The following is a 14,053-nucleotide window of genomic DNA, read 5'->3' on the forward strand; positions in this document are numbered from 1 at the left end:
GAGCCGGATCGATCGGGTTGGTTCAACCCGATCGATGAAGCCGTCTCTGAACTGCAAGAGAGACCGTTACCCGATCTGATTGCGATCCAATCAGATCGGGCAGGACTCAAGACCGGCTGATTGGAAATCGGGCTCGCTTTCCGCGCGCACCGGGAAGTGCCTTGCGCTTGTCAATTCTGGATGCGGGCCAGCCCCGCCGGAGTCCGCCGTCAGAAAGCGCCGAACGACTTCAGGCTGAGATGGCCGTCGCGGCCAAGGATGATGTGGTCGTGTACCGTGACGCCGAGCTTCTGGCCGACCTCGGCGATTTCCCTTGTCATGTCGATATCGGCGCGGGATGGCGTCGGATCGCCCGACGGGTGATTGTGCGCGAGGATGATGGCGGAAGCCGACAGTTCGAGCGCGCGCTTCACCACCTCGCGCGTGTAAACGGACGTATGGTCGACAGTGCCGCGTGACTGCACCTCGTCCGCGATCAGCTTGTTGCGCCGGTCGAGAAACAGGATGCGGAACTGCTCGCGATCCTCGAACGCCATCGCCGAGCGGAGATAATCGAGAACCGTCGACATCGAAGCCAGTATCGGCCGCTTTTTCACCTCTCCCTGCGCCGTGCGCAGCGCTGCCGCCTGCACGATACGGAACTCGGTGACGACGGCCTCGGTCACGCCTTCGACTTCGAGCAATCGGTCGCGGGGAGCATTTATCACCTCCCCGAACGAGCCGAACCGCGCGAGGAGTTGCTTTGCAAGCGGCTTCACGTCCCGCCGCGCAATGGCGCGAAAGAGCACCAGTTCCAGAAGTTCGTAATCCGGCAGCGACGCGGCCCCACCCTCAAGGAAACGCTTCCGCAGACGGTCGCGATGGCCCCAGTAATGCGGCGTGGGGCGCGGGGGTTGAGGCGGCGGAACACTCGCATCCGCTTCAAGGGTCAGGAGTTCGAAAAGCGGGCTTTCTTCGAAACAGTTCGCCATGGCTACGCACAACACCACGCAAAAGCGGAAACTTAGTTTCAACAGCAAGAATAAACATCAGATTTTATGAAAAGAAAAGCGGCATTTAGGCTGACCCGCGCCTTCATGCGCTCGTTCCTCGACTTGTGGCTGGCCAAATACAACGAGCGTCGTTGGAGAAGCGAGGCGCGAGGGGCCTCGCTGCCCGCCCCAGCGGGTCAGGCTCCAGAATATGAGACCCCAGCGTGTCAGGCTCTGATGAGCTTCGGAGCCGGCGCCTTCTTCGACGGGCGATGCTTGAGGAACAGCGGCACGACATCCTCAGCCTTTTCAACCACGATATAGCGCGTGTCGAGGCCGGGCCGGATGAACAGCTGTTCGCGCATCCGGTCGAACAGGGCCAGCAGCAGATCCCAGTAGCCCGCCGTGTTCACGATGAACACGGGCTTGTCATGATGGCCGAGCTGCGTCCAGGTGAGCTGTTCGACGAGTTCTTCCAGCGTGCCGACGCCGCCGGGCAGGGCGACGAACCCGTCGGACAGGTTGAACATGAGCATCTTGCGCTCGTGAAAGCCGTTGGTGACGTAGCGCTCGCTGATCGTTTCGAGCGCGTTCTCGATTTGAAGGAGCGAGGCCGGAATGATGCCGGTGACGTGGCCGCCATTGTCGATGACAGTCTGGGCGACCGTGCCCATCATCCCGTTTCCGCCGCCGCCATACACAAGGCCGATCCCCGCCTCGGCCATCGTGCGGCCAAGCGTTTTCGCCGCATCGAGAAAGCGCGGATCGCGCCCGGAGCCGGAGCCGCAATAAACACACAAACGCTTCATTTTCACTGCCTTCATACCGCCGCCACCACATCCTGAGCGTGTCTTTTCATGAGCTTACCAGCCCGGAACTTGCCCGCCGCTTAAAGCTGCGGGCCTCGCCCCCGAACGGGAATCCGCCTATATGGAGAGAAGACGCCGCCGCAGCCATACACCCGCCGAACCCCGAAGTTCCGGCTTCTCCGTCAACGAGGCCTTTTTTGCATCACCACGCATCGCGATCCGTCCCGCCTGAAAAACACGGCAAGACCGACCATAAAGCCATCATTCGCTACCTTCTGCCGTTCGCGTGGCCGAAGGGGCGCGCCGATCTGAAGGTCAAGCTTGTGCTGGCTGCGCTGGCGCTCGTGGCGGCCAAGGTCGTGACTGTCCTCATGCCCGTCACCTACAAATATGCAGTCGACGCGCTGACGGCCATGCCGAAGTCGGACGGCGCGCAAGCGGCGTGGGCGATCGCAGCGGTGCCGCTTTTCATGACGCTCGCCTATGCGGGCGCGCGCGTTTCGATGACCGGGTTTCAGCAGCTTCGCGACATGCTGTTCGCGCCCATCGAGCAGAACGCGACACGCGCGCTGACGACGAGCGCCTTCCGCCATGTGCACGACCTGTCGCTTCGCTTCCATCTCGACCGGAAAACGGGCGGCCTCACGCGCGTTTTCGACCGCGGCAAGATCGCGGTCGACCTCATCATTCGCATGGGCATTCTGAACCTCGTGCCCACGATCCTGGAAGTGCTGTTCGTGTGCGTGCTCTTCGGCTGGTATTTCGGCTGGCCCTTTGTTGCCATCGTGCTGGCGATGATCGCACTCTATACGTGGTACAGCATCGCGGTCAGCGAGAAGCGCATCGCGATCCGCCGCGAATATATCGAGGCCGATACCGACGCCACGACCAAGGCCGTCGACAGTCTCCTCAATTACGAGACGGTGAAATATTTCGGCAACGAGCGCTGGGAGGCGGACCGCTTCGACCGCTCGATGCGGCGCTATGAGCGGGCCAGCATCAGGACGGCGACCTCGCTCGCCGCGCTGAACTTTGGACAGACCGTCATCTTCACGGCGGGTCTGGCGGTCGCGATGGCGCTTTCGGCGCACGGCGTTGCCACGGGCGCGATGACGGTGGGCGATTTCGTGCTCATCAACGCGGTCTTCATCCAGCTTTACCAGCCGCTCAACCTGATGGGCGTCATCTATCGCGAGATCAAGCAAGCCTTCGTGGATATCGAAGCCCTTTTCGAACTCATCGGCGAGAAGCCGGAGGTGAAGGACAAGCCGGGCGCAAAGCCGCTCATCGCGGGCGCGGGCGCGATCCGCTTCGAAAACGTCGCATTCAGCTATGACGGCGTCCGCCCGATCCTGCGGGGCGTCGATTTCGAGGTGCCGCCCGGGCACATGGTGGCGCTCGTCGGGCCGTCCGGCGCGGGCAAGTCGACGATTTCGCGGCTGCTCTACCGCTTCTACGACGTGAAGACGGGGCGCATCACCATCGACGGGCAGGATGTGCGCGACGTCACACAGGACTCATTGCGCGCCGCGATCGGCATCGTTCCTCAGGACACCGTGCTCTTCAACGACACCATCGAGTACAACATCCGTTATGGCCGCGTCGACGCGACGGACGCCGAAGTGCGAGAGGCCGCGCGCATGGCGCAGATCGACGGCTTCATCAAGCAGCTTCCGCAAGGCTACAAGTCGATGGTCGGCGAGCGCGGGCTGAAGCTGTCCGGCGGCGAGAAGCAGCGCGTCGCCATCGCGCGCACGATCCTCAAGGGGCCGCCGATCCTCATTCTCGACGAGGCGACATCCGCGCTCGACAGCTTCACGGAAAAGGAAATCCAGTCGGCGCTCGACAGCGTTGCGAAAGGCCGAACCACGCTCGTCATCGCGCACCGGCTTTCGACGGTCGTCGGGGCGGATACGATCCTCGTGCTGGACAAGGGCCGCATCGTCGAGCGTGGAACGCACGCCTCGCTGCTTGAAGCGAGGGGGCTTTATGCCGCCCTCTGGATGCGTCAGCAGGAAGCGGAGGAGGCGCGGAGGAAGCTCGCGGAGATGGTTAACGAAGAGGCGCTCCCGCCCGTGGAGCCGAACGCGAGCAATGCGGCACTCCCTGCCCACACGCTTGAGATGTAATCCCGCAGAAGCTGTGACCTTGAAGAAACAGCCGGAAATAAGGGCGTTACTTCAAGGACTTGAGGTACGTACCGCTCTGCTTTTCCACAAGCTGTTCACGCTTCGGCTGTGCCCGGCAGAAGCACACGCTTGCGTTGCGATTCCGTTAATGCCACAGCTTTTTCAGTAACGTGTAAAGCTTCTCTGTGGCAACGTAAGCGGGAAAGTTATGTCAGTTGTAAAGTCAGTTGGTGGGGCCGCTCTCGGTTTGATGCTCGCGACCCAAACGGCCCATGCGGCCGATCCGTATTATGGCGGAGGCTATGGCGGATACAAGGATCCCTATCCCCCTCAGCCCGTCTTACCCATCCCACTCTGGCAGGGTTTCTATATCGGTGGCAATATCGGCGGCGCCTGGTCCTCGATCGACACTGCCAGCAACGTCGTCTTCATCAACGGCACATCGTCTGTCCTGTCTGACCGAACCGTGGACGGGTCCGGTTTTCTGGGCGGCCTTCAGCTCGGCTACAACATCCCGATCGGCAATTTTCTCTGGGGCATCGAGGGCGACATCGGTGGCCTCGGCAATGACGCGAGCAAGAGTTTCGCAATCAATACGGTGCCGGCGAGCGTTCTGTCGGTGTCATCGGATGGCGGCTGGTATGGCGACGTCACGGTGCGAGGCGGCTTCCTCTACGGCGCCGCGCTGATCTATCTCAAGGGCGGGTTTGCCTTTTACACGGGCGAAACCAATGTGTCGCTCGTGACGGATGGCATCGCCGCGCTGCGCCAGTCGAGCGGCACGTTCACCGGATGGACGCTCGGCGGCGGCCTCGAATATCAGGTAAGTCCGCGCTGGTCCATCAAGGCGGAGTATCTTTACTTCGACTTTGGAGACAGCACATTCAACTTCGATAACAATCAGTTCCACAACGACATGTCGGTCAGCACATTCAAGATCGGCTTCAATGTCTTCCTGAACGGCGTCGGGCCGCTCTATTAGGGCGTCCGATCTACGGCATTGCTGCGGTAGAAACCGAGGCGGTTGTGCGGCCGGCGCAGCCGCCTTTCGCCGGGCCGGCTGGGCCGGACAGCGCCGGTATCTACCGCGGCGAAGTCGACTGGCCGGGCCCCTCGCCGTCGCGTCCGGCAGGTGCGGTGCGGATAAGGCAAAACGCTGTCGCAGCGGCAAGCCCGATCGAGGCGGAGACGGCGAAGGTGCCGGCGCCCAGCCATTCCATGAGCAGACCGAAAAGCAGAGGCGAAGCGGCCTGCGCCATTCTCGACGGTACGCCGAGGATGCCGAGCCGGTAGCCGTAGTTTTCGGAACCATAGAGCGCGAGCGGCACGGTTCCCCTCGCGATGGTGAGAATGCCGTTCCCCGCGCCGTGGAGAATGGCGAACATCGCGATGCCAGGCAGGCCGAAAAACAGAAGCGCCACCCCGAGCGGATGCAACCCGGCCGACAGCCTCGCGGAGGTGAGAGGATGAGCGCGCTTGAACAAGGTCGCCTCGGCTATGCGCGCACCAACCTGCGCGGGCCCGATCAGCATCCCGGCGGCGATGGCCTGCGTGCCCGTCGCCCCGAGATCCTGCAACAGGCGCGGGAGGTGAGCGGCCATTCCCGTGGAAATGGTCCAGCCCGCTGCAAAGGCAAAGCCGAGCAGGATCATCGTCCGGTCTATTTCGATCTTCGGCGCCGGATCGGCCTGCGCGACCCGGTCACCCCTTTCGGCGCGCGGAAGCATCGCGTTGAGCGGCACGCCGATGAACAAATGCGCGACCGCCCATATCACGCAGGTTTCGCGCCACCCCACGGCAGCAAGGCCCCAGGCGGTCAACGGCCATCCGACCGTGCTGGCGAGACCGCCCATGAGGGTTACGCCGGTGATCGCAGACCGGGCCGTCGCTCCGTAGATGCGCGCAAGTGTCGCGAAAGCGGCGTCGTAGAGGCCGAAGCCCATTCCCGCCCCCATGAACGCCCATGCGAGCCACACCCAAACCCAATCCGAGGCACCCGCCATGAGGAAAAGTCCGGCGGCAAAGAACGCGTTCGACAGCATGAGCACCGCGCGGCCGCCGAACCGGTCGATGGTGCGTCCGACTTTCGGACCCGTAAGAGCGGAAATCAGCAGCGAGAACGAAAAGGCGGCGAATATGCCGTTTACCGACATTCCCGTGCTCGCAGCGATAGGCTCGGCGAGGATCGCCAGCAAATAATAACTCGATGCCCAGGCCAGCGTCTGCGTTGCGCCGAGCGCGAGTATCACGCCGAGACGGGAGGAGGCGTTCAACACGCGCGCTCGTTCGGGGAGGTTTCGATCACGATGAGAGGTCCGTCTCGTTTCGCCGGTTGGGCCGAGGGATTGCAGGACCACGCCACATTCGCGGGGAGCCGATGCGACGTCAAGCGCGCCGGTGAAGACTTGTTTTCAACCGTCCATGGAGTGCAGCAGCCGATCCGTCTTGATTTTGGCGTCCCGAGCGGCCATTCTCCGGCACATTCACAGATCGCTGCGTTTCTCTTCGTAATCTCAAGACGCACATCCGGCTTAGATGGCGTTTTGAAAGCGCAGCGGCATTTCATTGGCAGGAGTTATGTCGAAAGAAGAACTACTGGAATTTCCTGGTATCATAAGCGAACTTCTCCCCAATGCGACGTTCCGGGTGAAGCTCGACAACGGCCACGAAATCATAGCGCACACCGCCGGACGCATGCGGAAGAACCGCATCCGTGTGCTTGCCGGGGACAAGGTTTTGGTCGAGATGACGCCCTATGATCTTACCAAGGGACGCATCACTTATCGCTTCAAATAGGGGAACGGCCCTGAAGCAACAACCTGAAGAACGTGGCCATTCCGCCGCCGTGCAATCGGCTGCGCGCAAGCTTCTCGTTCTGGCCAGCGCCTCGCCTCGCCGCCTTGCTCTTCTTGAGCAGGTTGGCATTGAACCGGACGCGCTTCGTCCGGCGTCCATCGATGAGACGCCGAAAAAAGGCGAGGCTCCCCGCTCCTATGCTCAGCGGCTTGCACGGCAGAAGGCCCTCACCGCCAGGGAGAGGCTGGAGCGAGAGCCGAACCTCGCCGGGGCCTTCGTTCTCGCCGCCGATACGGTCGTCGCCGTCAACCGCAAGATCATCGGCAAGCCGGATTTTCTCAATGAGGCTGCCGCCGCCCTTCAAACGCTCTCGGGCCGCTCGCATCGCGTCTTCACCTCTGTTTGCCTCATCACGGATACAGGCTCCGTGAAAGTGCGGACCGTCGAAACGCGCGTCCGTTTCAAGCGCCTGTCGGCAGAGGAGCTTGACAGCTACCTTGCCAGCGGTGAATGGCGCGGCAAGGCGGGCAGCTACGCGATCCAGGGGATTGCAGGCGCGTTCGTGCAGAAGATCGTCGGCTCCTATACCAACGTCGTCGGGCTTCCGCTGATCGAGGTGGTGCAACTTCTGACCGGCGAGGGGTTTCCCGTTTATTTCAACTGGCTCAATCGCGCGGACGTCGACTCGCTTTGAGAGCGCGAAAGGGAAATCGGCAGCTGCGCACGGGAATGATCGAAATGGATAAGGAACGGGCGCGGTGGTCCGAAGACGCCGAAAGCGCAACCAGAGCGGCCCTCGATGAGTTCGCAGCGCTGCCTGCCGCCGATTTTCTCGCTCTGAAAAACATCAATGGCCGTTTCGCAACCCTGTCGATCGAGAACTGGCTCGCGAGACGTGCGAGAATCGTCGACCGCGCCAACGGCGAGGAGATGTCATTTGCCGATACGGACGAACTCATAGGCGCCGGATGGGTGATCGATTGACCGACGGCGAGGCTGACCGCTCTCTGTGCGTCATCTGCGGGTTGCATCCGCAGGCGCCGGAATACAAGCCGTTCTGCTCGCGGCGCTGTGCGGACGTCGACCTTCACCGCTGGCTCGGCGGCGTCTACGCGATCCCCGCCACGCCGGATGATGAGGACGACGAGAGCGAGGCGAGCGGGTAGCGCAAAGGGAGCCGGTTTCCTGTCTCGACACCAGGCGCCGCGCGATTTTGCGAGAAAGGCGAAACCGCCTTGGCTTCGCCTGCGTAAAATCAGAGGAAGTCAGTCCGTCTCGTGGAAGCCTGCTTCGACGAGCGCGGTCAGCGCTTCGAGCGCTTCCTCGGCCTCCGATCCCTCCGTCTCGATGGAAAGGATCGTGCCCGGTCCGGCGCCCAGCATCATCAGGCCCATGATCGAACTGCCGCTCACCTTCTGGTCGTCCTTCGTAACCGTAACCTCCGCGTCGAACTTCTCGGCGGCCTTGACGAAAGCGGCAGAAGCGCGCGCGTGAAGACCGCGCTTGTTCACGATGGTGACTTCGGCGAGGCATTGATAAATGCCATCCGCCCCGAGGATTCGCGGTTTTTGCCGTGCCGAGGTCTTTGGCATTGTCATGCGAGAGGCCGCTTTACTGCGCGCTGAGCACAAGGCTCGCGACGTGGATATATTTACGACCGGCTTCCTGCGCCTGTTTGAGCGCGTCCGCAAGAGTAACTTCCTCACGGATGCGTGCGAGCTTGACGAGCATCGGAAGGTTCACACCCGCAATCACCTCGACGGACCCCGCTTCCATCACCGAAATCGCGAGGTTGGAGGGAGTTCCGCCAAACATATCGGTCAGGATGATGACGCCGTCGCCGCTCTCGACTTTCCTGGCGGCGGCGAGGATGGCGTTCCGCCGCTCTTCCATGTCGTCGTTGGGCGCTATGGATATTGCAGCGATCTGCTGCTGCGGGCCGACCACGTGTTCAAGCGCGGAAACAAATTCCCTTGCCAGATTGCCGTGCGTTACAATGACAAGGCCAATCATCGTCTTTCCAAAGGCTCGCGCGGTAATCTATCAGCTGGATTCATTCTGAAGCGCATCGAATTAACGTTCAAGCTCTATATACGTTCTAAAGTGGACAAAGTCGGTTACCTGCCGTCATCCTCGAAGCGTCCTTGCAGCGCAAGCGCGAGTTTCATCGGTGAGGACATCTCGAACGGGTCGAGCGCGATCCGGCGGACGGCAACCCCCAGAACGTCTTCCCAATCGATGCTTTCGGGGAAACGAGGCAGATCGCTCACGGCGCCCAGGTCGACGAGAAGCCGCAGATGCGCCGTGCCTTCGATCAAGGGCGGTGGAAGATTGGCGATGCCGAGAGTGCGGACTTCCATCTTACCGGCTATGGTCTCGGGAGAGGTCGCGTGAATTTCGCCATCGACGCGGCGAAGGCGCGCGCCGTCATCGGCGACAAGCCGAGGCCTGACGCCAAGTGCGTCGCCCGGCAAAAACAGGAAACGAAGCGCGAGGTCCGATTTGCCCGCGCCCGATGCGCCGCGCAGGAGCGCCGCCGCTCCGCCGAGCGCAACGCATGTTCCGTGAACGACGATCCCATCCATCGGCGCCTCATTCCAGCGGGCAGGCGGGCAGGCGGATCACGAAGCGCGCGCCCCAGCTGTAACGTTCCTTCACTCCGCAGGCGAACGCCTCCTCCCGCGTCGGGACGGGAGTACGCGCCGCCGCACCGCCCCATGCCGGGCGATTCGGGTTCAAGGGCTTCGGTGAAGTCCGGTTCTCTGCCCAGATGTGCCCGCCATGCGCTTTCACGATCTGCTGCGAGATGTTGAGCCCGAGCCCGGAATTCTGCCCGAACGATTCGGGGCGGTCGGTGTAGAAGCGCTCGAAGATCTTTTCGAGGTTCTCATCGCGTATGCCGGGGCCCTCGTCCTCCACGCTGATCTCGATTTCGTCCTTTTTCGGCAGTCTTCGCGCGCTGACATAGATCGAGCCGTTCTTCGGCGAGAAAGAAATCGCGTTGTCGAGAAGGTTCGCGATTACCTGGCTCAAGCGGCTGTCATTGCCGTTCGCGATGAAGCGACGCGTCTCGACGAAGTCCTTTTCGGTCGCGCATCCCTCCACATTGAGCACGATACCGATGCCGCTTTCACGGCGGACCTCCCGCTGAATTTCGCACAGTGTTTGCAGCAGCTTGGCCATATCGACGGGCTTCGCCATCTCGCGCGCGAGTTCCGCGTCGAGCCGGGAAGCGTCCGAAATATCCGTGATGAGACGGTCGAGACGGCGCACATCGTGCTTGATGATTTCGACGAGCTTGTCGCGGTCCTCGTCATTCTTCACCCTCGGCAGCAAACTCGCCGCGTTTCTGAGCGACGTCAGGGGATTTTTCAGCTCGTGCGAGACGTCCGCGGCGAAGCTTTCGATGGCGTCGAGCCGCGAGTAAAGCGCGTTCGTCATGTCCCGGAAAGCGCGCGAGAGATGGCCGATCTCGTCAGGACGGTCGCTGAAGTCGGGGATCTGCTCGCGGTTCTTGATGTTGCGGCGGACGCGTTCTGCTGCGACCGCAAGGCGGCGCATCGGTTCGGCGATGGTGCTCGCGAGGAGGAGCGACAGGATCGCGGTCACCACAGCGACAAGCGCCGCCACCTCGACGATCTGGAGCCGGTCGCGGGCGATCATGTCGTCGATGTCCCCGCCCTGCGCCGTGAGGAGGAGCGCCCCGAGCGTGGCGGAATCGCGCTGGATCGGCACGGCGATGGATATCACGATGTCGCCGGACTCGCTCACGCGGATGAGCGGCGCCAGACTGCCCGCGAGCGCGACGCGAACTTCCTCGTAGGACTTTCCGTCCGCGCCGAACTCCTTGTAGATCGGCAGATCGGACGTCCAGAACTGGCCGCGAAGCCACGCCCAGATCGTGCTGAAGAAGTCGGGATCGCCCTGCGACACGCCGCCGTCGGCTGCACGGCTGGCAGGAGCGCGCGTATAGAGGTTCAGGCTGTCGGAGATGAGCGTGCCGTAAGGGTCGAAAACGCGCGCCCGCGTCTTCGTCGGCCCGACCAGATCGCGCAGCATCGGCGAGACGACCTCCGGGTCGACACGAAACGAGAGGTCGGGATTGGACAGCCCCGAGGACGCCGCCAGCCTGTCGTCCGCGCGCGAGCCATTATCACCGCCGTTCTTGCTTGTCTGCGCGATCGCCGTGGCGATGATCTGCGCCTGCGTCGTAAGGTTCTCGACACGGGTGCCGATGAACTTCACGCGGTACTGGTTCAGGTACAGGATGCCGCTCACCAGAACGGCCACGCCGACGATGTTGATGACGATGATGCGGCGGGTGATGCTGTTGAATCGGTAGCGGCTGAAAAGATGCCGCCCGGCGCGCAGCAAACGCAGACGAAGCGCGCGGCCCGGCCGCCTGACGCTCGCCGCTTCCCACCACCGGGACATATCGAGGACCATTTTCAACCCGGGTCCGAAAAATCTGACGCGGCCGGAACACCTGTCCGGCGCCGCGCCTCATTGCAGCAGCAGACTCTCATCTTTTCAGAACGACCGCAACGCCGCGTGCTATTCCTTGAAGCGATAACCCACACCGTACAGCGTTTCGATGACATCGAAATTGTTGTCGGCCACCTTGAACTTTTTCCTGAGGCGCTTGATGTGGCTGTCGATGGTGCGGTCGTCGACATAGACCTGATCGTCGTAGGCGGCGTCCATCAGCGCGTCGCGGCTTTTGACGACGCCGGGGCGCGTCGCGAGCGCCTGAAGGATCAGGAACTCCGTCACGGTGAGCGTGACCTGCTTGCCGTCCCAGATGCAGGTGTGGCGCTCGGGATCGAGCTTGAGCTTGCCGCGCTCGATGATCTTCGACGAATCCTCCACCTGCGCCTGAGCCTCGCGCGGGGCGCTACGGCGCAGGATCGCTCGAACACGCTCGACGACCAGACGCTGGGAGAAGGGTTTGCGGATGAAATCGTCCGCGCCCATCTTGAGGCCGAACAGCTCGTCGATTTCCTCATCCTTCGAGGTGAGGAAGATGACAGGCATCTCGGTCTTCTGGCGAAGGCGGCGCAAAAGCTCCATCCCGTCCATGCGCGGCATCTTGATATCGAGTATCGCGAGATCAGGCGGATCGTTCGTGATTCCGTCGAACGCGGAAACGCCATCCGTATAGGCCAGGATCTTGTATCCTTCCGCCTCCAGAAGCATCCGCAGCGAAGTCAGGATGTTACGGTCGTCGTCGACGAGAGCGATTGTGGGCATCAGCGATCCAAGGTTGCTTTCTGTTTGCCGGTAAAGTTTCTGTTGCCGAAATACCTCTATGCAGAAAAAATCATAAAGCGCAACCAACCCACCGTTCCATGATGGCGGAATTGCGGAGCTGCAGTCAATTTTCCATTTAAGGTTTCGTTAACGTCATTGACGGCTAGCACGAGGACAAAAAGTAGCAGTCAAGTTTTTTTGGTCAATCAGCCCCGCGTTAGTTTGACCGATTGCGAAGCGCGAAAATTGAGCAAAGTACAGCGTCAGGAGCGGTGGACTGTTACCGTGCGGGCGTTGAGGTGTTATCCTGACCCGCGTTTTTGCGAGACCGCTCGCTTTGAAATTCAACCTTGATGCCCTGGAGATGAAAGTGCCTTCCTCAAATTCCTCTTCCCCTTCCAATCAATTGGCGGCGCCGGATCTCCAGCGGGCAGTACTTCATAACGGGTCCGTGGCGGCCCTTTACGAACAGGCGATTCGCCGCGGCGAGGGTCAGGTTACGGCCACGGGCGCTTTCGCGACGGTGACGGGCCTGCATACGGGACGGTCGGCAGCGGACAAATTCATCGTGCGGAACGCCGAGACGGAAGGCACCGTCTGGTGGGACAACTCGAAGGCGATCTCGACCGAACAGTTCGATCTTCTCCACAAGGATTTCCTGGCGCACGCGGCCGAGAAGAACCTTTTCGTGCAGGATCTGTTCGGCGGCGCCTCCGAGGACCATCGCGTTTCGGTTCGCGTTTTCGCGGAATATGCGTGGCACGCGCTGTTCATCAATCACCTTCTGATCAACCCGACACCGGACCAGCTTCGCACCTTCACGCCGAAGCTCACGATCATCGATCTGCCGAGCTTCAAGGCCGATCCGGCGCGCTACGGCGTGCGCAGCGAAACGGTCATCGCCTGCGATTTCACGCGCGGCCTGATTCTCATCGGCGGCACATCGTACGCGGGCGAGATCAAGAAGTCCGTCTTCTCCTATCTTAATTACGTGCTGCCGCCGGAAGGCGTGCTGCCGATGCACTGCTCCGTCAGCGAGGGCAAGGCGGGCGACGCGGCCGTGTTCTTCGGCCTTTCCGGCACTGGCAAGACGACGCTCTCCACCGATCCGCTGCGCACCCTGATCGGCGACGACGAGCACGGCTGGTCGAAGAACGGCCTCTACAACTTCGAGGGCGGCTGCTACGCGAAAGTCATCAAGCTTTCGAAGGAGAACGAGCCCGGCATCTATCACGCCGTGTCGCAATGGGCGGCGGTGCTCGAAAACGTGGTGCTCGACAAGGACACGCGCGAGCCGAACTATGCGAGCGACGCGCTGACCGAGAACACGCGCGGCGCCTATCCCATCTCCTATGTTCCAGGCGCGAGCCTCGAAGGAATCGCGGGCCAGCCGAAGAACATCCTGATGCTCACGGCGGATGCGTTCGGCGTCCTGCCTCCGATCTCGAAGCTGACGCCCGGCCAGGCCGTCTATCACTTCCTTTCCGGCTACACCGCGAAGGTGGCGGGCACGGAAAAGGGCGTGACCGAGCCGACGGCGACGTTCTCCACCTGCTTCGGCGCACCGTTCATGTCGCGTCATCCCACCGTGTACGGCGACCAGCTCCGCAAGCTCATCGCCGAGCACAAGGTGAACTGCTGGCTCGTGAACACGGGCTGGACGGGCGGCAAATACGGCGTCGGCAAGCGCATGTCGTTGCCTGCCACGCGTGCGCTCGTGAACCTCGCGCTGTCTGGCGGCTTCGACGCCATCGAATTCGTGCAGGACCCGGTCTTCGGTCTTCTCGTTCCGACCGAAGCGCCGGGGGTCGATTCGCGGATTCTCAACCCGCGCGAGACATGGGCCGACAAGGCCGAGTATGACGCGACCGCGAAAAAGCTCGTCGCGATGTTCACCGAGAACTTCAAGAAGTTCCAGCCGCTCGTCGAGTCGGACGTGGCCATGATCGCGCCCGCGCTCAAGGCGGCCGAGTAACGTATCGTTCCGCGCCCCGCGAGTGCCTTTCCGGCGCTCGCGGGGCGTTTCGTTTCCAGAGCGTAGCTGCCGGGGTAGAATCGGGCATTCCCTGTTTCGCCGCATCGGCATCCGCAGCGGCGC

The 14,053-nt window shown here is 62.0% G+C and carries 15 protein-coding genes; 7 read left to right on the top strand and 8 right to left on the bottom strand.

Annotated features, from left to right (window positions below; genetic code table 11):
* Positions 1-209: 209 nt before the first annotated feature.
* Complete coding sequence (gene radC, locus QM659_RS04360) at positions 210-971, bottom strand: RadC family protein (protein WP_415187507.1); 762 nt, start codon at positions 969-971, stop codon at positions 210-212.
* Between the two features lie 227 nt (positions 972-1,198).
* The gene (locus QM659_RS04365; RefSeq protein ID WP_127079893.1) at positions 1,199-1,780 is read right to left on the bottom strand and encodes a TIGR00730 family Rossman fold protein; all 582 of its coding nucleotides are present in this window, start codon (positions 1,778-1,780) and stop codon (positions 1,199-1,201) included.
* A 197-nt stretch (positions 1,781-1,977) separates the two neighbouring features.
* Between QM659_RS04365 and QM659_RS04370 the strand changes: the two genes are divergently transcribed.
* Positions 1,978-3,909, top strand: coding sequence for an ABCB family ABC transporter ATP-binding protein/permease (locus QM659_RS04370; protein ID WP_415187508.1), 1,932 nt, complete (start codon positions 1,978-1,980; stop codon positions 3,907-3,909).
* Between the two features lie 250 nt (positions 3,910-4,159).
* Positions 4,160-4,891 (top strand): outer membrane protein, encoded by a 732-nt coding sequence (locus QM659_RS04375; RefSeq protein WP_415187509.1) that lies wholly within the window; start codon positions 4,160-4,162, stop codon positions 4,889-4,891.
* Positions 4,892-4,991: 100 nt separating this feature from the next.
* Here QM659_RS04375 and QM659_RS04380 read toward each other — a convergent pair whose 3' ends face one another.
* Positions 4,992-6,185 (bottom strand): MFS transporter, encoded by a 1,194-nt coding sequence (locus QM659_RS04380; RefSeq protein ID WP_415187510.1) that lies wholly within the window; start codon positions 6,183-6,185, stop codon positions 4,992-4,994.
* Between the two features lie 301 nt (positions 6,186-6,486).
* Here QM659_RS04380 and infA point away from each other — a divergent pair, with 301 nt between their 5' ends.
* From infA to yacG, 4 genes are read left to right on the top strand one after another with little or no spacing between them, the layout of a single operon-like run.
* Entirely contained in the window at positions 6,487-6,705 is a 219-nt protein-coding gene (gene infA, locus QM659_RS04385; protein WP_013417974.1) for a translation initiation factor IF-1, read from the top strand.
* Positions 6,665-7,399, top strand: coding sequence for a Maf-like protein (locus QM659_RS04390; protein WP_415187511.1), 735 nt, complete (start codon positions 6,665-6,667; stop codon positions 7,397-7,399). Before infA ends, QM659_RS04390 begins: the two co-directional genes overlap by 41 nt.
* A gap of 44 nt (positions 7,400-7,443) precedes the next feature.
* Positions 7,444-7,689, top strand: a complete 246-nt coding sequence (locus tag QM659_RS04395; protein ID WP_415187512.1) for a hypothetical protein — start codon at positions 7,444-7,446, stop codon at positions 7,687-7,689.
* On the top strand, positions 7,674-7,871 hold the full coding sequence (yacG, locus tag QM659_RS04400) for a DNA gyrase inhibitor YacG (RefSeq protein ID WP_415187513.1): 198 nt from the start codon (positions 7,674-7,676) through the stop codon (positions 7,869-7,871). Before QM659_RS04395 ends, yacG begins: the two co-directional genes overlap by 16 nt.
* A gap of 99 nt (positions 7,872-7,970) precedes the next feature.
* Here the strand turns inward: yacG and QM659_RS04405 are convergent, their stop codons facing one another.
* The 5 genes from QM659_RS04405 to QM659_RS04425 form a co-directional block, all read right to left on the bottom strand.
* Positions 7,971-8,303 (bottom strand): HPr family phosphocarrier protein, encoded by a 333-nt coding sequence (locus QM659_RS04405; protein WP_303487848.1) that lies wholly within the window; start codon positions 8,301-8,303, stop codon positions 7,971-7,973.
* 13 nt (positions 8,304-8,316) lie between these two features.
* Positions 8,317-8,718 (bottom strand): PTS sugar transporter subunit IIA, encoded by a 402-nt coding sequence (locus QM659_RS04410; RefSeq protein WP_127079876.1) that lies wholly within the window; start codon positions 8,716-8,718, stop codon positions 8,317-8,319.
* A gap of 104 nt (positions 8,719-8,822) precedes the next feature.
* Positions 8,823-9,290: an HPr kinase/phosphorylase gene (locus QM659_RS04415; protein ID WP_303487846.1), complete on the bottom strand. Its 468-nt coding sequence runs from the start codon at positions 9,288-9,290 to the stop codon at positions 8,823-8,825.
* Positions 9,291-9,297: 7 nt separating this feature from the next.
* Complete coding sequence (locus QM659_RS04420) at positions 9,298-11,151, bottom strand: stimulus-sensing domain-containing protein (RefSeq protein WP_415187514.1); 1,854 nt, start codon at positions 11,149-11,151, stop codon at positions 9,298-9,300.
* 108 nt (positions 11,152-11,259) lie between these two features.
* Positions 11,260-11,955, bottom strand: a complete 696-nt coding sequence (locus QM659_RS04425; protein WP_013418339.1) for a response regulator transcription factor — start codon at positions 11,953-11,955, stop codon at positions 11,260-11,262.
* Between the two features lie 364 nt (positions 11,956-12,319).
* Here QM659_RS04425 and QM659_RS04430 point away from each other — a divergent pair, with 364 nt between their 5' ends.
* On the top strand, positions 12,320-13,930 hold the full coding sequence (locus tag QM659_RS04430) for a phosphoenolpyruvate carboxykinase (RefSeq protein ID WP_415187515.1): 1,611 nt from the start codon (positions 12,320-12,322) through the stop codon (positions 13,928-13,930).
* The last annotated feature ends 123 nt before the right edge of the window (positions 13,931-14,053 follow it).

Source organism: Rhodomicrobium sp. (assembly GCF_047605405.1).
Classification (GTDB): Bacteria; Pseudomonadota; Alphaproteobacteria; order Rhizobiales; family Rhodomicrobiaceae; genus Rhodomicrobium; species Rhodomicrobium lacus.

What these genes read in the sequence shown, in the direction of transcription:
- radC (WP_415187507.1), bottom strand. Translation starts at nt 971, where the DNA reads ATGGCGAACTGTTTCGAAGAAAGCCCGCTTTTCGAACTCCTGACCCTT.
- QM659_RS04365 (WP_127079893.1), bottom strand. Translation starts at nt 1,780, where the DNA reads ATGAAGCGTTTGTGTGTTTATTGCGGCTCCGGCTCCGGGCGCGATCCG.
- QM659_RS04375 (WP_415187509.1), top strand. Translation starts at nt 4,160, where the DNA reads ATGCTCGCGACCCAAACGGCCCATGCGGCCGATCCGTATTATGGCGGA.
- infA (WP_013417974.1), top strand. Translation starts at nt 6,487, where the DNA reads ATGTCGAAAGAAGAACTACTGGAATTTCCTGGTATCATAAGCGAACTT.
- QM659_RS04390 (WP_415187511.1), top strand. Translation starts at nt 6,665, where the DNA reads ATGATCTTACCAAGGGACGCATCACTTATCGCTTCAAATAGGGGAACG.
- QM659_RS04395 (WP_415187512.1), top strand. Translation starts at nt 7,444, where the DNA reads ATGGATAAGGAACGGGCGCGGTGGTCCGAAGACGCCGAAAGCGCAACC.
- yacG (WP_415187513.1), top strand. Translation starts at nt 7,674, where the DNA reads ATGGGTGATCGATTGACCGACGGCGAGGCTGACCGCTCTCTGTGCGTC.
- QM659_RS04405 (WP_303487848.1), bottom strand. Translation starts at nt 8,303, where the DNA reads ATGACAATGCCAAAGACCTCGGCACGGCAAAAACCGCGAATCCTCGGG.
- QM659_RS04410 (WP_127079876.1), bottom strand. Translation starts at nt 8,718, where the DNA reads ATGATTGGCCTTGTCATTGTAACGCACGGCAATCTGGCAAGGGAATTT.
- QM659_RS04415 (WP_303487846.1), bottom strand. Translation starts at nt 9,290, where the DNA reads ATGGATGGGATCGTCGTTCACGGAACATGCGTTGCGCTCGGCGGAGCG.
- QM659_RS04420 (WP_415187514.1), bottom strand. Translation starts at nt 11,151, where the DNA reads ATGGTCCTCGATATGTCCCGGTGGTGGGAAGCGGCGAGCGTCAGGCGG.
- QM659_RS04425 (WP_013418339.1), bottom strand. Translation starts at nt 11,955, where the DNA reads ATGCCCACAATCGCTCTCGTCGACGACGACCGTAACATCCTGACTTCG.
- QM659_RS04430 (WP_415187515.1), top strand. Translation starts at nt 12,320, where the DNA reads ATGAAAGTGCCTTCCTCAAATTCCTCTTCCCCTTCCAATCAATTGGCG.